Origin of the sequence: Lactobacillus apis, assembly GCF_003150935.1 — a bacterium.
In the GTDB taxonomy this organism is placed as follows: Bacteria; Bacillota; Bacilli; order Lactobacillales; family Lactobacillaceae; genus Lactobacillus; species Lactobacillus apis.
Genome location: NZ_CP029476.1, coordinates 84922 through 109127 on the forward strand (window position 1 = coordinate 84922; position 24206 = coordinate 109127).

Sequence of the window (24206 nt, forward strand, 5' to 3'; positions counted from 1 at the left end):
TAACTTTTGAAAATAAAGTTGTCCTCTGCTAAGTTAGTTTGTTACAATAAATATGCGAATATTAAAACTATAACATAACAAAAATGTTCGATATTAAGGAGGAGAGAACCATTAATTTTTCAACTGTTATTCAAGGAAATTATTATACTGCAATCAGTCCAGATGAGATTGAGTATCAAGAAAAAGCTCTAATTTGTATTGATAGTCAGGGCTATATTGCTGAAATTATTCAGTCAGGGGATGCTAACTATCAAGAAGTTAAAGATACAGCAAGTAAGGGAGACTGCTTACTAAAACTAGACGATGATCAAGTAATTTTACCAGGTTTTATTGACTTACATATTCATGCACCACAATGGCCCAATGCGGGAGTAGCATTGGATTTACCACTGGAAGACTGGCTCAACGTTTATACTTTTCCATTAGAGGAAAAATATAAAAGTTCGGATTTTGCGCAAAAAGTCTATGAGGATTTAGTTCAGGAACTACTGGCTCAGGGAACCACCACCGCTCTTTATTTTGGTTCAGTTCACAATTCTGGTAACTTGGAATTGGTCAAGGCTTGTTTAAAGTACCACCAGCGTGGATTTGTCGGCAAAGTTGTGATGGATAATCCTGAGCAAACGCCTGAAAATTATCGTGACCAAACTGCTGCACAAGCGCTAACTGAAACTGAATCTTTTATCAAGGCTGTTTTTGAGCTAAATGAAAATGAGACTATTCCAGCTACACCTGTTATTACGCCACGTTTTTTGCCAAGCTGTACAGATGAGGCACTGCTTGGATTAGGGCAATTGGCGCAGAAGTATGATCTTCAAGTGCAATCTCATTGTAGTGAGAGCGATTGGGAAAATGGCTATGCGTTAGAACATTACAATAAACGAGATGCTGAAGTTTTAGATCAGTTTGGGTTATTGACAGATAAGTCCGTAATGGCGCATGGCACTTTATTAAATGATGATGATATAGCTTTATTTAGAGAAAAAGAGGTTGGGCTGGCGCATTGTCCAATTTCAAACGTCTACTTTGGCAATGCCGTTTTACCTGCTAAACAAATCTTACAAAATGGTAATAAGATTGGTTTAGGAACCGATATTTCTGGTGGCTATAGTCCAAGCATTTATCAAAACATCCGCCAAGCAGTGGTCTCTTCACACCAGCGCTACGAGGGAGTTGATGCTGAATTGGATCCGCAGGTTCGCGGTACCAAAGACGATATATTGTCGATGAAAAATGCTTTTTATCTGGCTACGGTTGGAGGAGCTTTGAGCTTACAACTGCCTACAGGAGAAATCAAAGCTGGCTGTTATGCCGACTTACAAGTTGTTCATCAAAATTGGACTGCCTTTCAAGATGAAAGTCCACAAATGCGCTTTGAAAAGTTGCTTTATCAAACCACTAAAGAAAATATTGATCAGGTCATGGTACAAGGCCAAGTAGCTGCAAGCAAGGAGAAAAATAATGCAGACGAAAGATAATGGATTAATTTACGGTCCAGATGATAATGTTCCTACTCTAGAAGCTGGCCTATTGGGTCTGCAGCATGTTTTGGCAATGGACGTCTATGTGCCACCATTAATCATCGCAGGCTTATTATCAATGGGAGCTGCACAAAAAACAGGGTTTTTACAAGTTGCATTTTTAGCTTGTGGAATCGGCACGTTAATCCAAACAGGACTTTTGATGAAAATGCCAATGTCTCAGGGACCTTCTTATGTACCAGTTGGTGCAGTAGTTGGCGTTTATTTGGCTAATGGTGGTCCTAATGGCGGAATGGCAACGGTTCTAGGGGCAACAATTGTTGGTGCCTTGCTTGTAGTACTGCTGGGTTTAAGTGGCGTTTATCAGAAGGTTGTTAATAAGCTGGTACCACCAGTAGTCGGTGGTACAATTATTGCTTGTGTGGGCCTCTCACTCATGCCTTCAGCACTCAATGACAATATCTTTCAAGCTAGCGGTAATTTAAATCGAAATATTGCTTTAGCTGGAATTACAATGGGGTCATTACTAATTGTGCTCATTCTTAGCAATTATGCTGGTCGTCTAAAGAACATGTTAAAAGCAGGTTCGATTGTTATTGCGATGTTCGTTGGGACCGTTGCAGCGGCAAGTATGCACATGTTCAGCTGGGAGAGCGTACAAAAAGCTGCCTGGTTCTCATGGCCACAATTTACGATTTTGCATTATGGTGTTAAGTTTTCTCTCAGCGCAATTCTTACCTTTGTAATTATTTACATAGTTCTAACAACCGAAACAATGGGTACCTGGTTTGCGATGAGCAATGTAACAGGAATCGAAATCACGAAAAAACAATGGGATCGTGGTCTAGTTGGTGAAGGTCTAAGTTGTTTAGTTGCCGCTTTACTGGGAAGCACGCCTATGACAGGCTATTCCACAAATGCAGGGGTTGTATCAATTACTGGGGTGGCTAGCCGTAAAGTATTTTTATCAGTCGGAATTTGGTTTGTTGTCTTAGGTTTTGTTGGTAAGCTTTCAGCCTTTTTAGCAGCTATTCCGAGTCCTGTAATTGGTGGAATTTTTGCGATTATCTGTGTGATTATTATGCTGAATGGCTTAAAGTCTATTCCTGAAGCTAACGGTAACCAAATTTACGTGGTAGGAGTTCCAATGGTATTAACTTTTGCTTTAGTTCTTATTCCAGCTAAAGTAATTGCTCAAGCACCATTATTCTTGCAATACTTCTTGAAGTCACCGATTACGATTGGCGCTTTGGCAGCAATTGTTTTGAATTTAGCATTTAATACGCATTTTGGCAGGGCTGAAGAAAAAGCCAGTGTCCAAAAATAGTATAAATTATTTAACAGTTGATTAATTTTTACGATAAAAAACCTTCTAGAACCGAACACATTTGTTCAAACTAGAAGGTTTTTAATTATTAGTAATTAGTAAGCACGTTGGCCCTTTTTATAAACAGCTTTGTCTTCCTGTTGGACGGCTTTAACGCTTTCCAATGGATTATCATCTAAAACTAAGAAGTCAGCATACTTATCTGGCTCAAGAGTACCATATTCATTATCAATTTTTAGTAGCTTGGCAGAATTTTGGCATGAAGTCATTAGTGCATCATAATCACTAAAGCCGATTTTGACCATTAGTTGCAGTTCTACTGGAGTCATTGAAAAGTCGTTAAACGGTGTCCCAGCATCTGTCCCTAAAGTGATTGCAACACCGCGATCATGAGCGTGAGCGATATTTTTGCATAAATCGTCTAGTGCATCAGCGGCTTTTTTAATTTCCCAATCAGGTAAAAGGCCCTCACCAAATTTTGGAATGGCCCAATCAGCGACAATTGTTGGCGTTAGGTAGGTTTTTTGTGCAAGCATTAAATCAATTTCTTCGTCATTAACGTAAAAACCATGCTCGATAGAGTCAACATTTGCTTTAATTGCGTTCATGATACCCGGATTACCTTCGGCATGGGCAGCAACAATATTACCTTTATGATGGGCTTCTTCGACAGCAGCTTTGATTTCTTCTGTACTTAATTGTGGATCATCCATGAAGTCATTTTCGGTCATGACGCCACCAGTAGCCATAACTTTAATTGCTTTGGCACCAATTTTTTGTCCTTGACGAACAGCTTTGCGCATTTCGTCTGGAGAATCAACCAAATGGCCAAAGTTAGGGAAGTCACCGTGACCGCCAGTCATTGAGTAAGGACGCCCCGAAGGTAAAATCTCGGGAGTTTTTTCAATTAGATCAGCGTCGATTAGCTTACTTAAGGTAATATCAATATCAAAAATGCTCCCGCACTCACGAATATAAGTAACGCCTGATTTCAAAAGCGTATGTAAATTTTTAACACCACGCACGGTTGAGGCAACTACATTGGCTATAGTGTCGCCATCACTGGGATTGGGGTTCATAGTCACATGTGTGTGGCAATTGATTAAGCCTGGCATAACGTATTTGCCAGCTAAATCGACTTTCTCATCGGCTGTAGGTGGGTTAGCCGTTCCAACTTCTGTGATTTTACCGGTGACGTTATCAACTAATAACCAAGCGTTATCTTGGATTTCATTTTTGGTGCCATCAAATAATGAAAAATTAGCAAAAAGTGTTTTCGTCATAATCTATCTCCTTTTCATTAGTAACTGCGCTATAATTGCACATTGTAATAACTATTTAATAATATGTCAATTTTATTTTAATTATAATTTTAAAAATATGTGGATATATGGTGTTATCCGCATGCGTGAGTCAAACTTATATGAATAAGAAGTTTGATTAAACTTTACAATTTGCCATAACAAAAAAACACAACTTTCTTTGCGAAAATTGTGTTCTTTTTACTTTTTAAAATTTGAACCTAATAGAAGATTAACCTTCGTAGGTACCAACTTCTTTTAAGTTGCCTAAAACACTTTTACCGTGAGGTGATTGGCCAATTGCAACAGTCAAATCTTGACCAGCTAAATTGCCGTGGTGTTCACCTTCAGCCCAGTGTGGGTTACCAGTTACATCGTAAACGACGCCGTCAATTGCGACGTATGCTAGATTACCATTTTTACCATCAAATTTTGCCAATGATTCTTTTGTAAATTTCTCCATCAGAAAAACCCCTTTTCTAGAACTAAAATAATTTAGTTTATTACTATATGATAATCCTTAAAAACAATTAAGTCTATTTCTTTGCTTTGCTATTTTGATAGTCATAGCGCCAACCAGCAATGTCCCATGGAGTGAAAGTTGGGTCTAATTGGCGGTGATAAGCTTCCTCGAAGGCCTTAACTTTTTGTTGATAGTCCTGAGCAAGCATCTTTTTAGAATTTTCATTAGCACTTAATTTAACATCTGGGTAAATTGTTGGTAAAACGTGAACAATATACTTAGTTTGATAAAAATTAGGATGATCTTTTTCCAATTTATCTTTTTCTTGAATTTCAACAAAAGTTGAGACAATCGGGACATTTTGTTGAGCGGCAAAATAATATGCACCACGTTGAAGTTTGCGTGGCTTGCGATAGTTCCACCACATTTCTTGTTCAGGGAAAATCAAAACCCAATTATTTTTTGCTAACTCATCATGAAGATGCTTGGGAAATTCAGTACCAATGTAGCTTGGGCTTTTGATTAGTGGAATGGTGCCAACGTAATTCATCAGGTAACTTAAGATGCCAGGAAGTTTAAGGTTGGTGTCCTCAATTGCAATTGCCATGTGATGGTGAGTTTTATTGGCTAAGTGCTTAATCGGAAGAGAGTCAATTTGATTGAAATGGTTAGCTGTGATGATTGCTCCACCGTCAGGGAGATTATTGAGATTTTCCAGACCAGTGAAAGTAGTGTCGGAAGTTAGAACCCTAGCTAAAGTATTGAATAAAAGGTGGCCCAGCTTGTCGTTAGCTTTGCCTTTAAAAGTGCTTTGTTCAGCCCAAAAGTTATTAACTAGATTTTTACGTTCATCCAATGATAAAACCGGATCACCAACTTCTACTTTGGCACTCCAATCCCCTTTGGTAACAGCTTTTTCAATGTTCTTAATTACTCTTACTCGATCGTCGCCGATAATCATAAGCTAACTGATCCTCGCTTTTTAACCTGTGCCCAGTTGTTCGGGTCCCTAACCGTTTTGTCTTCCTTGGCCAACATGTGGTCAAGCTTGCCACGGTCTTGCTCACGCTGCTCCTCAGTATAATTATCAAGTTCTGCTTTCAATTCAGAATAAAACTTGGTTTCTTTTGCACTGTCCCAGAAGTATTTTTCGTATTGAACATTGGTAAAACGCCATGGTTTAAAGAACAGGTTGTAGTGAATTAAACTTGGATTAGCAAGCGGAGCTGTATTTTCGTTTGGCATCGCATCCCATTTAGAATCAAGGTGCAGAATACGCTCGTCACCCATTTCGTTGAGGTAGTCTTGGTCTGGCGCAATGCAATCGAAATGGTATGTTTCAAGCAGATCCATAAAATGCTCAATGAATTTTTCATCACGAAATGCCTTACAGTTAAGAACTAACATTCCAGAGTTAATGTACTTTTTAGGATCAAGTGCCAAAACATCTTTAATATAAGCAATCATTTTGGGAACAAATTGAATGGATGTATCTGTGCATGCACCAAAAAGGTGATTGCCTAATTCTGTGTCATATAACTTACCGATATCATCGTTGACAATGGTATCGCTGTCGATATAAATAGCCTTGTCATATTGTGGAAATAGGTCAGGAATAAAGAGACGGTAAAAAATTGACATGGTGAAGAAATCAGCACGTAAATAGTTTTCGCTTCTGTTTTGAATAGGCGCAACAATTTCATCATTAATTTTGAAAAATTCGATATGGACGTTGTCTGAACCTAGATCAGTCAAATCTTGCTTGTGCTCAGCAGAGAGGTCTTGGCTCAGGAAGTAAACAGTATAGTCCTTTTGAGAGTCTGCATGTTTTACTAATGAATTTAGTGAAACAGCGGCATATTTAGTGAAGTCATCGCTGATTGCGTAAAAAACTGGAATTGTCATTTATAATTTCTCCATTTTAAAAATTTAGTCTTTATCTTTAACCAAGTTATCTTTGGTGTCAAGGTACTCTGTCAAAATGTCATCGTATTCATGCAATTTCAGCACGTCGTGAACCTGATCAACTTGCCACGGTTTGACTGTTTGGGTGTGAAAAACGGGCCAAAAGCGGAAACTAGTTGTAAAATGCTGAATTACCGTATCAGGTTGCAATTTGTATTGCTCGTTATAGCGCCGTGGTGCAAGCTTCTTTTCGCTCGCAAAGCGATTAAGTGCAGTTTGGTCTGGCATTAGAACCGTTCTGGTTTGCAAGAGGTGTCTGATCTTAGCAAACAAGTTAGTTTTTCTAATTTCTGGCAAATTAAGTAGAAGAACCCCTGAATTGACATAGTCGAAGGCGCGATGCTGGTGCAGATTATGGAAAAAGAAACGTCCCCAGTAATCGAGTACGCCAACAAATTCAGTATCTGTTAGGTCTTGATGGTAAAACTCGGCAAGGCTTTGTCTGACGATTACATCAGCGTCAAGATAAAGAATTTTGTCTGGTAGCTGTGGTATTTCATCAGCATAGAGGCGCAACATTGCATAGGGCGTGAAGCGCGTGCTCATGTTTGCTACCAATGGTTCTCTGACAAACAGGCCCGTACAGTCCATTAATTTTAAAGTGCTATTGGGATTCTGCTTAACTAGGAGTGACTTTAAATAGTCTGCCGCATGCTTACTGAACGGACTAAACTTCTTTTTAAAGCTTTGAGTGTACATTGTCAGAATATAAATATGGAGTTCTTCTGAGCCGCTATTTTTTAATAAAGAAAGAATAGCAATAAGAATGCCATTTTCAGCGTTGTGATCGCCGCAAAAAAGAATATTCATGTTGAACTCCTTAAACTAAATTTTGTGATACGTGCAGTATTCGTAGTTACTTTTTTCTGCACGTTTTTGCATCGCAGAAAAGATCTGGTCATGCAGTTTTTGTTGCTGCTCTTTTTTATCAAGATTAGTATCTGGGTAAAAAGGACCGTCAATAAAAACAGTGATTTTGGGTCTAGAGCCATGTTTAGGCTTTGAATAGGTCGTCGTCATGCAAAAGCTAGGAGCATTTGCAGCAATCGGAAAGTGCATACTAGTAGAAGAGAATGGCCTAATTTTGGTGTAGTAGGGCCAAACATGAGCTTCGGGATAAATGACTACGACCTTACCGGTTTTAATAACAGTGGAAACAGCACGAATTAATTTACCTGATTGGTCAAGGTTTTCACCGATTGGCAGACCAAAATAAGGCAAAACGAGTTTTCCTAATATTGGGATGCCCCAATTTGCCTGAGCTCCAATTGCGTAGTAGCGCTTAGCATCAATAATGCTTAGGGGCAAAACTGCATCACCAAATGCTTGGGTATGGTTGCCATAAAGAAAAAAGCCTTGGTTGCCAGCTGTTGTCAGCTTCTGTTTGCCTTCAATACGGGCATTGAGGATTAGGCGAATGTAAACAAAGCTAACTAGATGTGCGAGTGGACGCACAATGACCGACCAAATTTTACCCATGCGAGAAGTAGGAAAAATTGAATAGTCATCAGGCAATTGATAACTCTGATTATGGCTATCGACTAAATCATCAGTTTCGTGTTGGTAGTAGTATGTATGCTTACCCATGAAACCCTTCTTTCAATAACAATATTAAACAATTTTATCATGAATCTTGTAAGAATAAAAAGATGTTAATATTTTATAAAAAAGTTATCACTGAGTTTAATCAAAATATAACTAGCTAGTTACTTTTATTATTTAGTAGACGCTTAAAACATGTTGCTGAAATTTTAAAGTACATGGTTTGAAAGTAGTAATTGGTTTCTATTTAGTAGCCAGAATATAGGTGTATCAAAATCATAATATGTAATAACATAAAGTTGGGAACAATTAAATATACAATTGACGACTTTGCGCATTTGATTGATCATACTAACTTATGTGCTAATGAAACTAGTGAAGTACAATCTAAGTTTTGTGCGAGGAATTATAGAGAAATAAAATTGTCTCCTGTTACCAAACTTAATGACAGAATTAATGTAGCCACTAATCGGTAACCAGATTGTTCTTATAGACAAAAGGCATTACTTATAAGTAATGCCTTCTTAACTATTTTAATTAGCGTTATAGTAATTCGTCCAATCAGAACTTGTTCCAGCTACTTCGATAAAGACTAAGCCCACTGTAGAACGTTCTCCGTCCCAGTTATAGTTTAAACCAAGTGCACCATAGGCTCTTTCATCAAATAAACCTAAAATTTTACATTCATAAAATGGGTCATTTTTCAAACTATTAAAGATTTCTGTAGCAACATGCTCAGGATTGCGGTCTTTGATATTAAAAACTGCTGGAGCTCCAAGATAATTACCATAATACTTGTAATGGTCTACTGCTTGAACAGCGCTCATTCCATTACTTGCTAAAGTTGGCAGATACTGGGCTACGTCTCCATTATTAATATCTTCTGAATACAAAAACATATTATCAGTAGAAGAAGATACTTTTGCAATAAATGTATCTAATTCGGAGCTAGATTTATACGGAGCATATCCATTGGAACTTCTATAATTTTGAATTTTTTGCCACAAAGATGTTCGAATTTGCGCAAGTTCACTATCCGAAAAATATACGGCATATCCTAATTTGTCACTGTTATCTGCTAACAACTTATCTATTTCTTTTTGCGTTGGCTTATCACGTCTGCTTGCGGTATCTTCAAGTTGGTTATTGTCCTTATCATTACTATTTCCTGGTTTAATAGGTGTAGTTTCTCCAAGAACAATTGCGTCGCTTGCACTAATGTACTTATTACCCTTTAGAGCATAGAATTGACCACCATTGATTAGCTTTTTGTCTTTTACAGCTATGACTAGACCCTTTTTGAAAGTATTCCTCGTTGACCTGCCATTTGCGTCATATATTGGAGACGTTTTCGTTAACTGAATTAAAAAGGCTGAACTAGCTGTGTTACTACTGGTTTTTTGCACGTTTGTCTTTTTAATATAGCGTCCTTTACCTATGTTATAGTATTTTTTCCCTTTAATTGTCACTAAGCTATATGCATTGAGAATTCGTCCCTTTTTTAGGCTTTTTACACGTTTCCGAACGCCTCGCTTAGTATATACATATGCATTGCTTTTAAGCTGTACCTTTGTAGTAGCTGCATTTAATTTTTGCACTGAAGCTATCGAACTGCTCTCACTGCTCAAGCTAACAGAGCCAATACTTAGTAGCACAATACCTGCAATGCTAGTCAGCACTTTTCTGTTTATTTTTTTCATTTTCAACACCTGTTAGATAATAACTTATACACTCATATCCAATATGCTTATAATAACCTGTATAGTTTGGAAACACAATTGTATCAAGGTATATAGCTTGATTAGAATGTAAAAGTTATTAATTCACTAAAAAGCGATTTGGAAAAGATAATATTAGTTCAATTGAAATTTAGTAAAAACAGTGAAACTGAGCGTAGCTCTATTTTTTACACGGCTTTTCTGCATGATATGGTAATCTTATGCACACATACATCAAGTACCGTGGAGACATTAATTCATTTGTCATTGATGTCCAACGCTAATTTTTAGACATAAAAAAGTCTTACTTTAACTTGTTTTTGTTAAAGTAAGACTTCTTTTTATATAATCTTGATTGATCCTACTGCGCTTTGGACCGTTAAGTAATCTTTGCCCGCACCTTCTCGATAAAAATGGTGCAGCTTTCTGTGGCCATGATAATTAATCGAACCTACCACAGTTGTGAGATTATACTCTGTTTCTTGATCATCATCAGTAGTTGCTTTTAATGAGCCAGCGGCTAGTTCAAAGTGATTGTTTCCGCGTAATTGCTCTATTTTAACCGATCCAGCAGAAAGTGTTGCATTCAAGTTTGTCTTACAGTGTGAAATGTTTAAGCTGCCAGCTTCAAGATTGACTTTAGCACGGTCTTTTACGGTAATTTCTGTTAGCTGTAATGATCCAGCAGATAAGTACAAGTCAAGTTGCTGCATACTAAAACCGGCTAAGTTAATATCACTTACATTATTTCCGATTTTGACAGAATCAAGTGAAGTCCCATTAGGAATAGTAATAATTAACTTAGGGATGTCTGACAGATGGATATTTTTCTGCTTTCTATTTTCATCTTTTTCTTTAATAAGTAGTGTTTGGTCTTCAACACTAAAACTGATTCGACTTTGATCTTTATCATAAACTGTTGCCTGATAGTCTGTACCTGCATGGATATTAACACTAAAAAGATAAAGGCTAGCCTTAATATTGATGAATGAGGGTAAATCAATATGGTAAGATTTAAAATTGCTATTTTGAGAATTGTTTCCGTGTTCAAACCAGTTGCTCATAGGTGAATACCTCTATTTAATTTTAATTTAATTATTATTTTAATTAATCATAGCATTGAAAGCAGTGGTTGAGCAATATAAAAAAGCCTTGTACAAGTATAAAAAACTAGTGCAAGACTTTGACTTGGTGAAAAACACCCTTAGTTAATTTTAATTCCGCCATCTGAGCAGACTACTTTAAGAAGTGGAGTACCCTTGATGATTTCGCTAAAGTACTTTCTGTAACTATGGCCATGATAGTTGATATTTTCATCATCATCGTCGTCGTATGAGGCAATTGAAAGACGGCAGCTGGTTTTAGAAATTTGGCTTGCCTGAAAATCACCATCATTTAAGTTAAATAAACAGTCATCAATAATTTTTGAGTTGTTGATGCTAACGTCACCATCATCAAGTGAAGCAGTTGTCTTAAGGTGACAATTTGTGACAGTTAGGTCGCCAGAATTTAAGTTGAGGATACTTTGAGAAAGAGATGAATCGGTAAGCATCATGTCACCGTCATCGAGATAGAAGTTAGCGTTTTTGGTTTTAACATTATTAACAGTGACGTCGCCGTCTTGAAGCTGTAAATCAACTTTGCCAATAGTCAGATCACGTAGACTAAAATCGCCTTCAGAACAAGAGCCATCAATATTTTCTAGGTCCTTATTTTTTGGAACAGTGATTGCTATGCGATAGTCATCATCATATGAACCATTGTCAGTAATAATTAATTGATGGTCTGTGACTTCTATTCCAACTTTTTTAGGGTTGTGGCCGACAACCGTGACTTGGAATTTTTCACCGTGAGCAATTTGCACATCTGGTTGATCGACGTTGAGTTTAATGCTAGAAAAGGGCTTAACTTGCGTGATTTTAGTAACAGTCTTTACTTTATGGGTACTTTGCTCACCATGAGTGAAGAAATTGCTAGCACGCTCAATCATTGAAGACCTTTTTCCTGAATTGGCAAGGTCGGCCTCTTGCTCACCATGATTTACCTTGCCAATAATGAGTAAGGCAAGACCTAATGTAAGAACAGTAATACCAATTACGTAGATTTTTTTCATTATAAAGGGCTCCTTATAAAATTTAATGGATTAAAATACTTCCATCTGTGCTATTAACGTGAAGAGCAGGTTTATTTTTAACTTTTTGAGAAAAGCGTCCTGAATAGTATTTATTAAAAAAGCGGATATTCTCGTCAGAGCTAGTCGAAAGTACGTAGCTAATTTTAGGTGAGTCAGTCATTAAGAACTCACCATCGTATAACTTGAATGAGCTATCATTGGTAAATTCTGAACGTCTGATTTTAATGTCACCATCAGCTAGCTTAGTGGCAGTTTGAAGTTTGCTGTTGGCAATTGCTAAGTCGCCGTCAGCTACTTTTAGCTTGCTAGCTAGGATAGTTGAATCGACTATTTTAAAATCACCGTCGTTTACCTGAGCTTGTAAGTTGTTTGTTTTGGCATCATTGATAACTAAATCGCCGTCGTTTATTTTTAGTTCCATGGTAGACAAGTCTAAGTTTGTTAGTTGCATGTCTCCAGCGTCACAGAAACCGGCCACTTTTTTCAGGGAGGATCTCTTAGGAACGAAAATGTTAACTTGGTAAAAGCCGTCATTATAATGATGCTCGGGTTGGTCATAAATAGTTAATTGCTGATCTTTAACTTTAGCTTTTATTTTCTTAATGTCTGCACCATGACTGCCACTAATTGTAATTTGAAAATTTTTCCCCGTTGCAATTCTGATATCAGGGCGATAACATTTTAGCTGAATTCGATCAAACTCATTCACGTTAAAAGTGTGACCCTGACTCCTACTTTGCCGTTGCTGTCGACGAGCTGGTGTAGGCTGAGGTGAATGACTGGTTACTACTTTGCTTATGCCAAATAAAAATAGCCCAATGATGATAAGTAACCCGCCAATTTTATAAAGCTTCTTCATTTTTAATTCTCTTTATGATTTTTATTGGTCTGAAAATAGTTTTTCTTTAAAACATTTTTCCCTAAATTACGCATTGCTGTTGTACATTTGGCAATAAGAAAATCGACAAGCTTGACAAGCCACGGTAAAAGTAAAAGAACAATCCCGATTGCGATTAGTGCTTGTCCTAAATAAAGGCTACCAGCGGCCCAATTACCCGTGAACAGAAGAGCAATGGCCTTAACTAGGAGAAAGCCTTGTTTAAGGAAGAATGTGAAGACGATAACTGCTAAGGTTACTAAAAAAGCTAAACAAACGGCAAGGAAGGCAAAAATCAATAAAATTAGCGGGATACCGATAGGGGCGGCACAAATTCCTAGCAGGATATACCAAATTGCTTTTAAATTTGACCGAGGCGCCGTTGCTTTAACTGAAGCAGAATCGCTATTGGTTGAATAGTCGGCTAGTATTTTAATTGATAACTGTTTTGGTGTACCTAGCTCTTGTTCAATGGTTGAGCGCCTGACAAAATCGCCATCAAGTAAAAATTCACGATAAAATTCGAGCACGTCTTGACGCTCTTTTTCTGGTAAGCCGCTTAGGTCTTGTTCCAGCTCAAAAATATAATCATCAATTACTTTGGTCATTTTGTCCTCCTAACACTTGATCAACATTTGTACTAAAACCCTGCCACTCATCTTGGATTGTTTGGAGTAATTCAATGCCATCATCAGTGATGTGATAGTAGCGCCTGTTACGCCCTTGGTATGGTTCATCGTAAGTTGTTAAATAATTATTTTTCTTTAAGCGCCGTAATACCGGATAAATGGTTGATTCGGAGATATCGAAAACTTTTTGAACGTTTTGTGTCAAAGCGTAGCCATACAAGTCATCTTGCTTTAAAAAAGCTAAAACAGCACCATCCAATAAACGTGTTGGTATTTGGATTGCCATGCTTTGCTCCCTCCTTATATTATATGCTATATAATATTCTAATTTAGTATTGATTCGTAGGCAAGCATAAATTACTACTATGCTATAAAAAGACTGAAAACAAAAAGACGACTAAGTTAATTAGCCGTCTGATACTTGTTTAATTAAAAAAGAAAATAAAAAAAGCACCGACTACTTGCAGTGCCATTTCCATTATGGTGGGTGGCCAGGGGCTCGAACCCTGGACCCACGGATTAAGAGTCCGTTGCTCTACCAACTGAGCTAGCCACCCATGTCTTACCGACAGTTAAATATAATAGCAACTATTTCATACTTTGACAAGGGGTTTAGCAAAAATAATTATGAATTTTGCGCTAATTGACCTATTTTTTTGTATGTAATAACTGAGTGTCTTAACTTGCTGAAATGCGTAAGCTAAAAAATTGACTAGCACTTGGCAAAGGTAATAAGATAATGCAGCTGCTAAAAGCAGCAATAAGTCAGGACTATTGCCGCAAACTACACACAAATAAAGGTAAGTATGTAATTAAAAACTAAGTTTAACTATAGCCCAATTACTATTTGGCTGGATATTTGACCGTGTTAAAAAGTGCGGCATAGTCCGTTTATTAGAAAACAAAAAAGCAACAATTCTGTGCAATTGTTGCTTTTTCCTTTATGATGGGTGGCCAGGGGCTCGAACCCTGGACCCACGGATTAAGAGTCCGTTGCTCTACCAACTGAGCTAGCCACCCAAATGCTGTCTTGTACAGCCGACGGGGACTATTATGCTATTAAATTGGTTAAAATGCAAGACTTTTTATTAAGTTTTTGTGACTTTTTTGGCTAATAAGGGAAAAAACAGTATAATGGTAAGCAAAGGAGGCTTTCGATGCCAAAGAAAATTCTCGTTGTCGATGACGAAAAACCAATATCAGATATTATTAAGTTTAATCTGACCAAGGAGGGCTTCGACGTCGACACTGCCTATGATGGAGAAGAAGCCATTAAAAAAGTAGATGAATATGATCCAGATTTAATGATTTTGGATTTAATGCTGCCTAAAAAGGATGGCTTAGATGTTGCACGTGAAGTTCGGCAAACTCATGATTTGCCAATTATCATGGTTACAGCCAAAGACACGGAGATCGATAAGGTGCTCGGCTTAGAAATGGGTGCGGATGACTATGTTACCAAGCCGTTTTCTAACCGCGAACTTGTTGCTCGGGTTAAGGCTAATTTGCGTCGCCGCAATATCGCTGAAAAAGTAGAAAGTACTAATGAAGATACTTCTACAAAAAATATTACAATTGGTAACTTAGTGATTATGCCAGATGCTTATATAGTAGAAAAAGAGGGTAAGAAAATCGAACTTACTCACCGTGAATTCGAGTTACTCTACTATTTAGCTCAGCATATGGACCAAGTAATGACACGTGAGCACTTGTTACAAACAGTTTGGGGCTACGACTATTTTGGTGATGTCCGCACTGTTGATGTAACTGTTCACCGTCTACGTGAAAAAATAGAAGATAACCCAATCCAACCGCAGATTTTAGTGACTCGTCGTGGTGTTGGCTACTATGTAAAACAGCCTACTGAGGAATAATGAAGAAAGCCCGCAGAACTACTTTATGCGCGGCTTTCTTTTTATATTTAGCTTTCTATGAATATGAAAAAATTAAAAAATAAGTTCAAACATTTAACGATTTCGATTAATACTACTTTAGCCGCTGTCTTTATGGCGATGATTATTGCTACGATTGAAGTAATTGGTGCCTATTTTACAAGGCAATTGGAACAAAATAGTATTGAAAACTTTCAATCTTCAATTCAGGTGCTGCCAATTGTCAGTAATCAGTTGTCTACGCAGCTGTTAAAAGATGATAAGCACACTGATAGTAACCTTAACCGGATTGTTAGTGATTACAGTAACGGAATTGGTACCATTAGTGAAATTATTGTAGTCGACAATAAAGACATTATTCGTGCAGTTTCTAATATTAATGATAAAAACCGGATAGGGCAGCGTGTAAATAACACTTTGGTCAAGCAAGTAACTTCAACTGGCAGGCAAGCAACTAAGGTAGTTAGTGATCATGGTGACTACATGATTCAAGTGACGCCGCTTAATGCGGGGAACGGCTCCGCTAACACTGTTGGCGCAATTTATGTCCGTGCCTCAATGCAGGGTGTCTTTAATGATCTCCGGAATATTTCTTTGATGTTCCTAGTAACATCGTTGATTGCCGCGGTAATGGGTGCCGTTTTATCGCTGGTTGTTTCGCATGCGATTACGAAGCCAATTGAAGAAATGCAGAGTCAAGCGCTTAATATCGCTGATGGTGATTATTCGAGCCAGGTTAAGATCTATTCAAATGATGAGTTGGGTCAATTGGGCCAGGCTTTTAATACGTTATCGGTTCGAATTGAACGATCGCAAGAAGAATCCGAAAGTGAGCAGCGACGATTAGATAGCGTTTTGTCCCACATGAGTGATGGCGTGCTAGCAACTGATCGTCACGGCAACGTTAATGTCGTTAACCAAATGGCACTTAGCTTTTTAAACACAACTGAAGCAGAAATTATTAATAAACCTATCGCTTCCGTTCTAGGATTAGATGAAACTTCGCAAGATTTAATTGCCAGTCAAAAAGGTGAGGTTATTACTATTAATAAAGGAACGCGTGACGAGGTAATTTTGCATGCGAGTTTCTCCCTTATTAAGCGAGTAACGGGCTTTGTTTCAGGTAGTGTTTGTGTTTTACACGATATTACGGAACAGCAAAAAAATGAAAATTCACAAAAGCAATTTGTTTCCAATGTTTCGCATGAGTTGCGCACGCCGCTAACTAGTTTACATGCTTACATTGAAACGTTAAATGAGGGCGCATGGAAAGATCCTGACATTGCACCGCAATTTTTACAGGTTACCCAAGAAGAAACTGAGCGTATGATACGGATGATTAATGAGCTGCTAAGTCTGTCACGAATGGACCGTGGTGTTTCAAAGATTGACGTGGAATGGGTTAACTTCAATGATTTTGTGGCTCATATTTTAGATCGTTTTGATATGATCGTGAAAACAGATGCAAAAGAAGGTAAGAAAAAATATACCATTAAACGGAAGCTTGGATCACAGGCTCTGTGGGTTGAAATTGATACTGATAAATTTGCGCAGGTCATCGATAATATTATGAACAACGCAATTAAGTATTCGCCTGATGGTGGTGTAATTACTGTTAAATTAAGACAGGAGCAACAAAAAATTGTTCTCAGTATCAGTGACCAAGGACTGGGGATTCCGCGTGAGGATCTTGGTAAGATTTTTGATCGCTTTTATCGGGTTGATAAGGCAAGATCACGTGAGCAAGGCGGAACAGGTCTTGGCCTTGCCATTGCTAAAGAAATTGTTAATGAGCATCATGGTAAGATTTGGGCTAACAGTAGTGAAGGTAAGGGCTCAACTTTTTACATTTCCTTGCCATATGAACCAATGAGTGAGGGGGATGATTGGGATGAAGTCTAAATTCAAAATCGGTGATCTACTGTTGTCACTAGGAACGGTCATTGTCTTTGTGCTCTCGATTGTCTTGTGGACCTTCATTATGACAAATGACCAATATTTTAGTCGCATCGATCAGACTAGCAATGTTACTCAACATGCACATAGCCAGCGCGGGCGGATATTTGATAATTTGTATGTACCAACCAGCTCGTATGGCTTTGAAAATGGACAACCAAATCGTTTATATGATGCCAAAAAGAACTTACCCTTGGAATTTGCCAAAGAACTTAAAAACGTTAAGTTCGAAGGAATTAAAACAATTAGTTCAGATCAAAAATCTTATGAAAAGATGCTCAATAATCCGGGCTATTTGCAATTAACTTTTCCTAACGAAATTAGCGTTAATTTGTTTACTAAAAGAGAGCTAACAAATAAGGATAAAAAGTTTCGACGTGCTTTTGTTTCAGCAAGTAATGATTCCCTTTATCTTGGTAATGATAAAACAACAACGATCTATCGTATTAACTTAATTAACGCTGATTTTAGTCGTCTTCGTGATTATGCCGATAATATCAAAGGCAAAAAGCCAATTAAATTCGTGCGCACGAAAGATAGCTACGAAACTTTTTACACAAAACAAGAAAATTGGCGTGTATACAGCTACTTAACGACTAAGCAGACCGACTCTTATTTTGTTTCGCGTTTGCTAGGTACAACAAATGTAACTTCACGTGCTAGCAAAAAGGGCTGGACAACTTATTCACTTAACTACTACACGAAGTTACGTGTGCCAAGTGCAGCAAGTGAACGTAATGATTTACTTTATACCCGTTATGAAAAGCAAAAGGAAATGACGGTCAACGATCGCTTACTAAATAGTATTGAGCTGGTACATAAACTGGGCTTGAGTGAACAGGATTTAAGATATTTTGACTCTTCAAATGAAATTACTTGCTACAGTAACTATATTGAAGGGATGCCAGTTTTTATGGGCCAGCATGATCCGCAAATTAGTACAAAATTGACGCAGGATACTGTAGAAGTTGCTTTTAACAATCTAGATTTGCAAATACCGATTCCGTTCGATGGTCAAACGCGGACACTGGAGCCAACGGATGAAGTTGTTCAGCAACTCGTAAATAACGGCTTAAAGAAAGCGGAAATTCAGCGCGTTATTGTCGCTTTTAGGGTAGAAAAAGACAGCAGCCACGACAACTTGGTTAACTTGATCCCTGTCTACTTCGTCAAAGCTTATGATCAGTGGAAGAGTGTCGAGGAATGGAAGCAGACAGATATCGCTAGCTTAGCGAGACAGGAGGCAAAGAAGTAAGATGGACAGAAAAAGAATTGAATGGCTCTTCTTCATTGTTTTCTTATTAATCGATTTGTATCTTGGAATTGAGATTTGGCGTTCACCAATTAGCTTGAGTACCACAGCCGGTAATGCTTCTACTAGTATTCGTGCGGAAATGCGTGCAGATGGGATAGATATTCCAGTTCATCTCTCGCATAAGCAACAATCAGGCTACTATTTAGCTGCTAAAAACCGTGATCATCTTTCACATACAGCAAATAGTTTGACACAGGTATCAACGCACTACTCTAAGAGCGATAATTCGCTGACGGGTACGCCGAAGACAGCGGTGCTTTTAAACGGTAGCCATAAAAAGATTTTGGAGCAGTTAGAACAGTTTAAAGACGATCCCGCTAATGTTCCTTATGGTAAGGACTTTACTTATGACGCCAGCATGTCGGGTGAAGGCGCATATTGTTACATTCAAAAAACCAGCTATGGGCAAATTTATGATAGTGATGCCCAATTAACTATTAACGTCCACAATGGTCAAATCACTAACTATACAATTTCTTATATGGGACCAGTTAGTTCCGTGCGCGAACCGCAGCTAATTATTAGTGCATGGCACGCAGTTAAAGCAATGTATACGGATCGTGAAATTGCCAATAATTCACGTGTGATTCAAGTTAAACTGGGTTATTCCAAGTTAACTGAGGTTCGGGGTAGTACCATTTTGTTGCCAACTTGGTTAATTCTAGTAGAAAACAAAACGACTAAAAATGTTACGGTTAAACGCGTCAATGCGTTTACGGCACAGATTTTACAGAGTGGATCGTATAATGTGCAGAAAAATTAGAAAGGAAAAAAACGTGTGCGCGTTTCTGTTTTAGCTAGCGGTTCAACAGGCAATACCAGCCTGATTGAAACACCGCAGCATAAAGTTTTAATGGATGCAGGTTTGTCAGGAAAAAAGATTGCGTCATTACTGGCAGATGTTGGAGTTGACATCAAAGAGATTGATATGGTTTTTTTGAGTCACGATCATTCAGACCATAGTAAAGGGTTAGGTGTCTTAATGAGACGCTATCCCCAAATTGCTGCTTTTTCTAATAGTGGAACTTGGTCATATTTGACTGAGTCACAGAAAATTGGTCAAATTCCGGTCGAACAAATAAATGTTATTGAGCCGGGGCAAACAAAGACGTTTGGTGACCTTGATGTAACTGCATTTGCAACTAGTCATGATGCTGCTGAACCACAGTATTATGTTTTCACTAGTGGTGGCAAAAGAATGGCTTTTTTAACAGATACGGGTTATGTTTCTAGTAAGGTGAAGGATGTCATTTCCGACGCTGATGCATATATGATGGAATTCAACTACGATGATATGATGCTACGTAATGGACCATATTCTTGGAATCTAAAACAGCGTATTTTGTCTGATGTTGGTCACTTGTCGAATGAGGATGCTGCCATGGCACTCTTAGATGTTGTTTCAAGCAAGACAAAGCGTATTTACATGGCACACCGCAGTCAACATAACAACACAGCCAAGCTAGCATATGATGCTGCTAAGCAGATTTTAATAAATGGCGATGCTCCTTTGCCATCCGATGTTCAGCTCATCATGACCGACGCAGATAAACCGACGAATTTAGAACAAATTTAAGGTTATTGAATAACAATTTTCAGTATACTAGATTAAATACTTAAAGGAGATTAAAAAATGGACAATCGAAACCCTAGACATAGACAAAATGGTTTAGTTAAGACGGCTATCGTTGGCGTTGTTGCGGGACTAATTGGTGGTGGAGCTTCTTACTTTGCCATTGATCAGATGAATAATGCCAATTTAAATAGTAATGATGCACAAACAAGTATTACTTCTAGTAGTTCAAAGACTTCGAAAAATAGTGCTAAAACAAGTGGCACAATGACTCCTGCATATAATGATGTTAAAGGAGCTGTTGTTTCTGTCATTAACTTAAAGCGCCAATCAAGTAGTAGTAGTAACTCAATTTTTGATATTTTTGGCGATGACCAAGATGATGGTAAAAAAGAGCGTGGCAAGCTCCAAACCTATAGTGAAGGTTCCGGCGTTATTTACATGAAAACGGGGAATAAAGGCTATATCGTCACTAACAACCACGTTGTTTCAGGTAGTGACAAGGTAAAGGTAATGTTGTCTAATGGTAAAACGGTAGACGCGCGAATTGTTGGAACTGACGCAACAACTGACTTGGCAGTTTTAGCAATCGATGCCGGCTACGTCACCCAGACTGCTGAATTTGGCGATTCTAAGACCCTTCAGGCTGGACAAACAGTTATTGCAGTTGGATCACCGCTGGGCAGTGAATATGCCTCAACGGTTACGCAGGGGATCATTTCAGCGCCTGCACGTAGCATTACAACCTCTTCTGCTAACCAACAAACAGTTATTCAAACGGATGCCGCAATCAACCCAGGTAATTCAGGTGGTGCGCTAGTTAACTCTGCTGGGCAAGTGATTGGGATTAACTCAATGAAACTTTCGCAATCAAGTGATGGTACTTCAGTTGAAGGAATGGGATTTGCAATTCCTTCAAACGAAGTAGTCAACATTGTTAACCAACTTGTTAAAAAGGGTAAGATCGTTAGACCACAACTTGGCGTTAAGGTCATTGCTCTTCAAGGAATACCTTCAAGTTATCGCAAACACCTCAATATTAAGTCCAATTTAAAGGACGGAATATATGTCGCAACTGTGAATAAGAATAGCTCTGCCGCACATGCAGGAATTAAAGTTGGCGATGTAATAATTAAGGTTGACAACAAAACAGTCTCAGATGTGGCATCGTTACACACCATTTTGTATAATCACAAAATTGGTGATACGGTCACTTTAACCGTTAACCGTGGTGGAAAAGAAATTAATTTACGTGCAAAACTTGAATCCAACTAGTTTTGAGAATATTCATTAATTAGAGATAAAAAAGGCTATATTAAGCGATTTTAATTGCTGGTATAGCCTTTTTGCTAACAAAATAATTGCGAAACACTAAATAGTTCGACTTTTTAGGCTGTCAAGAAAAAACTATTTTGCAAAAACTTGTTGATAACTGTGGAAAACTTTGTGGATTGTGCATAAATATGGGGTAATAGTTGTAAGATCACTGTGCATAACCTGTGACTTGTGTGTAAACAATAACACTAAGTAGTTAAAACAAACAACTGTTCAAACCGGTGCAACAGCGTTTAGAGCCTAAAGTTTGTGAATAATAATTATCAAAAGGCAAAATGTGAGTAAATTTGACAAACCGAGCCAAATTTTTTTAAGTAGCACTAGGTATCGGTCCCTTTTGCAAAAGAGGCACAAAATATAGAAAAAGTTTATTCACAGGTGTGGAAAAACTAGGTGGAAACAATGCGAATTAGGGGATAAAATAGGAATCATGAATATTAAGATTGTATGCGTAGGCAAATTAAAGGAAAAGTATTTCAAGGACGCAATTGCGGAATATCAAAAAAGACTGAGTCGCTTTGCAAAAATAGAAATTGTGCAAGTTCCAGACGAGAAGGCACCTGAGAAGCTCAGTGAGGCACAGCAGGAGCAAGTCAAGGAGCTTGAAGGTGACAGAATTTTAAGCAAAATAAAGGAGCGTGAGTACGTTTATGTAACTGCAATTAAGGGTAAGGAACGTACTAGTGAGGACTTTGCAAAAGAACTGAGTGACTTGGCTCTTTATGGTCATTCGGATGTAACTTTTGTAATTGGTGGTAGTCTCGGAACAAGTCAGGCTGTGAATAAGCGTGCGGATGATTTGATTAGCTTTGGCAAATTAACTCTGCCACACCAGCTAATGCGCGTCGTGCTGATTGAGCAAATTTACCGCGGGTTTATGATTAATAATGGCAGTCCTTATCATAAGTAGTATTAGCTGAGTTAGGGATATTGCTACGTTAAAAGGGAACAAATTATTTTGTTCCCTTTTTATTTGTTTAATTAATAAAGTTCTGTTTTAATGACGGTGAATGAATTTATTCGGTTGAAAGGAGTAAATGATGAAAAAAGCAGTCCAAGTAACAAACGAGCGTTATCGCTTAAATTATCACATTTCAACGCCTGCAGGTTGGTTGAATGATCCAAATGGCTTTTCTTATTTTAAGGGCTACTATCATATTTTTTATCAATATCATCCTTACTCAGCTGAATGGGGACCAATGCATTGGGGACACTATCGCAGTAAGGACTTAGTGCATTGGGAAGAATTACCAATTGCGCTTGCTCCTGACAGCGAACCAGACTGTGACGGCTGCTATTCAGGAAGTGCAATCGAAAAAGATGGTCGTCTCTTTCTTATTTATACCGGAAATCGCTACTGTGACAATAAGCACGAGCAATTCTGTCAAACGCAAAATGTGGCCTTTAGTGAAGACGGTGTGCATTTTAAAAAGTATGACCATAACCCGGTTATTGAGTCTGCTCCTGTTGATAACTCGGAACACTTTCGTGACCCTAAAGTGTGGCGCCATAACGACAAATTTTATTTGGTAATAGGAAGTCAAAATAAAGAAGGACTGGGACGAGTCTTGACCTACCAGTCAAATGACTTATACCATTGGCAATATTTAGGGCCAATCGCTGAAGCCACAAATGTTGCTGAAGAAGGATATATGTGGGAGTGCCCTGACCTCTTTTCTTTAAATGGTAAGGATATTTTGCTTTGCTCACCACAAGGCATCGAGTCAGCCGGTAAAAAGTACTTAAATTGCCACCAAACAGGTTATTTTGTTGGCCAGATGGATTATCAAAATAATCGCTTTGAACATGGCTGCTTTACCGAACTAGATCATGGACATGATTTTTATGCTGCACAAACAATGCGCACGCCAGATAACAGGCAAATTTTATTTGGCTGGATGGACATGTGGCATTCAAACTTTCCCGAGCAAGCAGACGGGTGGTCAGGAGCATTAACTTTGCCGCGTGAACTGAAGTTAAAAGATAATCGCTTGCTGATGACACCGGTGGAAGAACTAATAGCATTGCGGCAGAAAAAAGAAGTGGACCAGAAACTTGCTGTGGAAAATGAACAGATCAATGTTTTTGACGCCCAACATGTAGAACTACTGTTAAACTTTTCATTAGAAAATTGGAAAGGTAAGCAGCTAGTATTTACTTTGAAAGAAAGCGCGGGCAACATCTTAACGCTCACTTTTAATAGTGCTACAAATGAAGTCGTTATAAAGCGCAGCGATAAAGAGCCCAATGACGCTAAGCGCTTTGGCCAGGTGAATACAAGTGATGAACTTAAACTCCGCATTTTTATCGATACAAGCTCGGTTGAGTTCTTTATAAATGATGGGGAATTAGTCTTTTCAGAACGCTACTATACTAAGAATGAACCAAGGATAGTTTTAACTGCAGATAAGCCAGTTATGACTCAAATAACTGCGTATAATTTAAGCAAATAGTATTAAGCTTATTGGTCTAAAAATTGAATCAACAATATTGATGATTATTTACTAAGGCTTGGTGTCGATACTCAATCGGCATCAGGCCTTTTAGTGTAGCCTTAATTCAGGTGCAATTTCTCAGGGCAGCATGATGGAATATTGTTGCGTTTAAAAAATAAGTAGCCAAGATCTATTTACAAACAGCAGATTCTTCTATAGTATTATTTTTATTTAATAAATATTTAATTTTATTAGAAAGGCAA

Annotated in this window: 22 protein-coding genes and 2 tRNA genes; 10 read left to right on the forward strand and 14 right to left on the reverse strand. The window is 38.1% G+C overall.

Annotated elements, in window-relative coordinates; all coding sequences use genetic code 11:
* Positions 1–83 precede the first annotated feature (83 nt).
* Positions 84–1478, forward strand: coding sequence for an amidohydrolase family protein (locus DKL56_RS00380; RefSeq protein ID WP_109714993.1), 1395 nt, complete (start codon positions 84–86; stop codon positions 1476–1478).
* Complete coding sequence (locus DKL56_RS00385) at positions 1462–2808, forward strand: uracil-xanthine permease family protein (protein ID WP_109714994.1); 1347 nt, start codon at positions 1462–1464, stop codon at positions 2806–2808. Before DKL56_RS00380 ends, DKL56_RS00385 begins: the two co-directional genes overlap by 17 nt.
* Before the next feature lie 95 nt (positions 2809–2903).
* On the opposite strand, the gene DKL56_RS00390 is transcribed toward DKL56_RS00385, so the two are convergent.
* The 14 genes from DKL56_RS00390 to DKL56_RS00455 all read right to left on the reverse strand — a co-directional run bounded on the left by DKL56_RS00390 (position 2904) and on the right by DKL56_RS00455 (position 14457).
* Positions 2904–4091, reverse strand: a complete 1188-nt coding sequence (locus DKL56_RS00390; protein WP_109714995.1) for a metal-dependent hydrolase family protein — start codon at positions 4089–4091, stop codon at positions 2904–2906.
* A 250-nt stretch (positions 4092–4341) separates the two neighbouring features.
* Entirely contained in the window at positions 4342–4572 is a 231-nt protein-coding gene (locus tag DKL56_RS00395; protein ID WP_109714996.1) for a cytochrome b5 domain-containing protein, read from the reverse strand.
* Between the two features lie 73 nt (positions 4573–4645).
* On the reverse strand, positions 4646–5533 hold the full coding sequence (locus tag DKL56_RS00400; protein WP_109714997.1) for a lysophospholipid acyltransferase family protein: 888 nt from the start codon (positions 5531–5533) through the stop codon (positions 4646–4648).
* Positions 5530–6477, reverse strand: a complete 948-nt coding sequence (locus DKL56_RS00405) for a glycosyltransferase family 8 protein (protein ID WP_109714998.1) — start codon at positions 6475–6477, stop codon at positions 5530–5532. Before DKL56_RS00405 ends, DKL56_RS00400 begins: the two co-directional genes overlap by 4 nt.
* A 24-nt stretch (positions 6478–6501) precedes the next feature.
* A complete protein-coding gene (locus tag DKL56_RS00410) occupies positions 6502–7347 on the reverse strand; it encodes a glycosyltransferase (RefSeq protein WP_109714999.1) in 846 nt (281 codons plus the stop codon).
* A gap of 15 nt (positions 7348–7362) precedes the next feature.
* Positions 7363–8124, reverse strand: a complete 762-nt coding sequence (locus tag DKL56_RS00415) for a lysophospholipid acyltransferase family protein (RefSeq protein ID WP_109715000.1) — start codon at positions 8122–8124, stop codon at positions 7363–7365.
* 488 nt (positions 8125–8612) lie between these two features.
* Entirely contained in the window at positions 8613–9779 is a 1167-nt protein-coding gene (locus DKL56_RS00420) for an SLAP domain-containing protein (RefSeq protein ID WP_109715001.1), read from the reverse strand.
* 359 nt (positions 9780–10138) lie between these two features.
* Entirely contained in the window at positions 10139–10861 is a 723-nt protein-coding gene (locus DKL56_RS00425; protein ID WP_109715002.1) for a DUF4097 family beta strand repeat-containing protein, read from the reverse strand.
* Positions 10862–11001: 140 nt separating this feature from the next.
* Positions 11002–11910 (reverse strand): DUF4097 family beta strand repeat-containing protein, encoded by a 909-nt coding sequence (locus DKL56_RS00430; protein ID WP_109715003.1) that lies wholly within the window; start codon positions 11908–11910, stop codon positions 11002–11004.
* A gap of 22 nt (positions 11911–11932) precedes the next feature.
* Positions 11933–12790, reverse strand: coding sequence for a DUF4097 family beta strand repeat-containing protein (locus tag DKL56_RS00435; RefSeq protein WP_109715004.1), 858 nt, complete (start codon positions 12788–12790; stop codon positions 11933–11935).
* A gap of 2 nt (positions 12791–12792) precedes the next feature.
* Positions 12793–13416: a DUF1700 domain-containing protein gene (locus tag DKL56_RS00440; protein WP_109715005.1), complete on the reverse strand. Its 624-nt coding sequence runs from the start codon at positions 13414–13416 to the stop codon at positions 12793–12795.
* Positions 13400–13723 carry a PadR family transcriptional regulator gene (locus tag DKL56_RS00445; RefSeq protein WP_109715006.1) on the reverse strand — a complete coding sequence of 108 codons (324 nt, stop codon included), beginning with the start codon at positions 13721–13723 and terminating at the stop codon, positions 13400–13402. The genes DKL56_RS00440 and DKL56_RS00445 overlap by 17 nt, the downstream gene beginning before the upstream one ends.
* Before the next feature lie 195 nt (positions 13724–13918).
* Positions 13919–13994, reverse strand: a tRNA-Lys gene (locus tag DKL56_RS00450).
* A gap of 390 nt (positions 13995–14384) precedes the next feature.
* Positions 14385–14457 (reverse strand) — tRNA-Lys (locus DKL56_RS00455).
* A 137-nt stretch (positions 14458–14594) separates the two neighbouring features.
* Between DKL56_RS00455 and yycF the strand changes: the two genes are divergently transcribed.
* From yycF to DKL56_RS00495, 8 genes are all read left to right on the forward strand, one after another.
* On the forward strand, positions 14595–15311 hold the full coding sequence (gene yycF / locus DKL56_RS00460) for a response regulator YycF (RefSeq protein ID WP_046305826.1): 717 nt from the start codon (positions 14595–14597) through the stop codon (positions 15309–15311).
* A 63-nt stretch (positions 15312–15374) separates the two neighbouring features.
* On the forward strand, positions 15375–17231 hold the full coding sequence (gene walK / locus DKL56_RS00465) for a cell wall metabolism sensor histidine kinase WalK (RefSeq protein WP_074426126.1): 1857 nt from the start codon (positions 15375–15377) through the stop codon (positions 17229–17231).
* On the forward strand, positions 17221–18540 hold the full coding sequence (locus DKL56_RS00470; protein ID WP_109715007.1) for a hypothetical protein: 1320 nt from the start codon (positions 17221–17223) through the stop codon (positions 18538–18540). Before walK ends, DKL56_RS00470 begins: the two co-directional genes overlap by 11 nt.
* A gap of 1 nt (position 18541) precedes the next feature.
* Complete coding sequence (locus tag DKL56_RS00475; RefSeq protein ID WP_046305830.1) at positions 18542–19363, forward strand: two-component system regulatory protein YycI; 822 nt, start codon at positions 18542–18544, stop codon at positions 19361–19363.
* Positions 19364–19378: 15 nt separating this feature from the next.
* Entirely contained in the window at positions 19379–20176 is a 798-nt protein-coding gene (locus DKL56_RS00480) for an MBL fold metallo-hydrolase (RefSeq protein ID WP_074426102.1), read from the forward strand.
* A 57-nt stretch (positions 20177–20233) separates the two neighbouring features.
* Positions 20234–21448: a S1C family serine protease gene (locus DKL56_RS00485; protein WP_109715008.1), complete on the forward strand. Its 1215-nt coding sequence runs from the start codon at positions 20234–20236 to the stop codon at positions 21446–21448.
* A 490-nt stretch (positions 21449–21938) separates the two neighbouring features.
* A complete protein-coding gene (rlmH, locus tag DKL56_RS00490) occupies positions 21939–22418 on the forward strand; it encodes a 23S rRNA (pseudouridine(1915)-N(3))-methyltransferase RlmH (RefSeq protein WP_074426100.1) in 480 nt (159 codons plus the stop codon).
* A 127-nt stretch (positions 22419–22545) separates the two neighbouring features.
* A complete protein-coding gene (locus DKL56_RS00495; protein WP_420812392.1) occupies positions 22546–23961 on the forward strand; it encodes a glycoside hydrolase family 32 protein in 1416 nt (471 codons plus the stop codon).
* Positions 23962–24206 lie beyond the last annotated feature (245 nt).

Excerpts from the sequence above, each read along its gene's own strand:
- DKL56_RS00445 (WP_109715006.1), bottom strand. The coding sequence starts at position 13,723 with ATGGCAATCCAAATACCAACACGTTTATTGGATGGTGCTGTTTTAGCT.
- DKL56_RS00380 (WP_109714993.1), top strand. The coding sequence starts at position 84 with ATGTTCGATATTAAGGAGGAGAGAACCATTAATTTTTCAACTGTTATT.
- DKL56_RS00410 (WP_109714999.1), bottom strand. The coding sequence starts at position 7,347 with ATGAATATTCTTTTTTGCGGCGATCACAACGCTGAAAATGGCATTCTT.
- DKL56_RS00430 (WP_109715003.1), bottom strand. The coding sequence starts at position 11,910 with ATGAAAAAAATCTACGTAATTGGTATTACTGTTCTTACATTAGGTCTT.
- DKL56_RS00470 (WP_109715007.1), top strand. The coding sequence starts at position 17,221 with ATGAAGTCTAAATTCAAAATCGGTGATCTACTGTTGTCACTAGGAACG.
- yycF (WP_046305826.1), top strand. The coding sequence starts at position 14,595 with ATGCCAAAGAAAATTCTCGTTGTCGATGACGAAAAACCAATATCAGAT.
- walK (WP_074426126.1), top strand. The coding sequence starts at position 15,375 with ATGAAAAAATTAAAAAATAAGTTCAAACATTTAACGATTTCGATTAAT.
- DKL56_RS00420 (WP_109715001.1), bottom strand. The coding sequence starts at position 9,779 with ATGAAAAAAATAAACAGAAAAGTGCTGACTAGCATTGCAGGTATTGTG.
- DKL56_RS00495 (WP_420812392.1), top strand. The coding sequence starts at position 22,546 with ATGATGAAAAAAGCAGTCCAAGTAACAAACGAGCGTTATCGCTTAAAT.
- DKL56_RS00390 (WP_109714995.1), bottom strand. The coding sequence starts at position 4,091 with ATGACGAAAACACTTTTTGCTAATTTTTCATTATTTGATGGCACCAAA.
- DKL56_RS00435 (WP_109715004.1), bottom strand. The coding sequence starts at position 12,790 with ATGAAGAAGCTTTATAAAATTGGCGGGTTACTTATCATCATTGGGCTA.
- DKL56_RS00425 (WP_109715002.1), bottom strand. The coding sequence starts at position 10,861 with ATGAGCAACTGGTTTGAACACGGAAACAATTCTCAAAATAGCAATTTT.
- DKL56_RS00485 (WP_109715008.1), top strand. The coding sequence starts at position 20,234 with ATGGACAATCGAAACCCTAGACATAGACAAAATGGTTTAGTTAAGACG.
- DKL56_RS00475 (WP_046305830.1), top strand. The coding sequence starts at position 18,542 with ATGGACAGAAAAAGAATTGAATGGCTCTTCTTCATTGTTTTCTTATTA.
- DKL56_RS00415 (WP_109715000.1), bottom strand. The coding sequence starts at position 8,124 with ATGGGTAAGCATACATACTACTACCAACACGAAACTGATGATTTAGTC.
- DKL56_RS00440 (WP_109715005.1), bottom strand. The coding sequence starts at position 13,416 with ATGACCAAAGTAATTGATGATTATATTTTTGAGCTGGAACAAGACCTA.
- rlmH (WP_074426100.1), top strand. The coding sequence starts at position 21,939 with ATGAATATTAAGATTGTATGCGTAGGCAAATTAAAGGAAAAGTATTTC.
- DKL56_RS00395 (WP_109714996.1), bottom strand. The coding sequence starts at position 4,572 with ATGGAGAAATTTACAAAAGAATCATTGGCAAAATTTGATGGTAAAAAT.
- DKL56_RS00400 (WP_109714997.1), bottom strand. The coding sequence starts at position 5,533 with ATGATTATCGGCGACGATCGAGTAAGAGTAATTAAGAACATTGAAAAA.
- DKL56_RS00405 (WP_109714998.1), bottom strand. The coding sequence starts at position 6,477 with ATGACAATTCCAGTTTTTTACGCAATCAGCGATGACTTCACTAAATAT.
- DKL56_RS00385 (WP_109714994.1), top strand. The coding sequence starts at position 1,462 with ATGCAGACGAAAGATAATGGATTAATTTACGGTCCAGATGATAATGTT.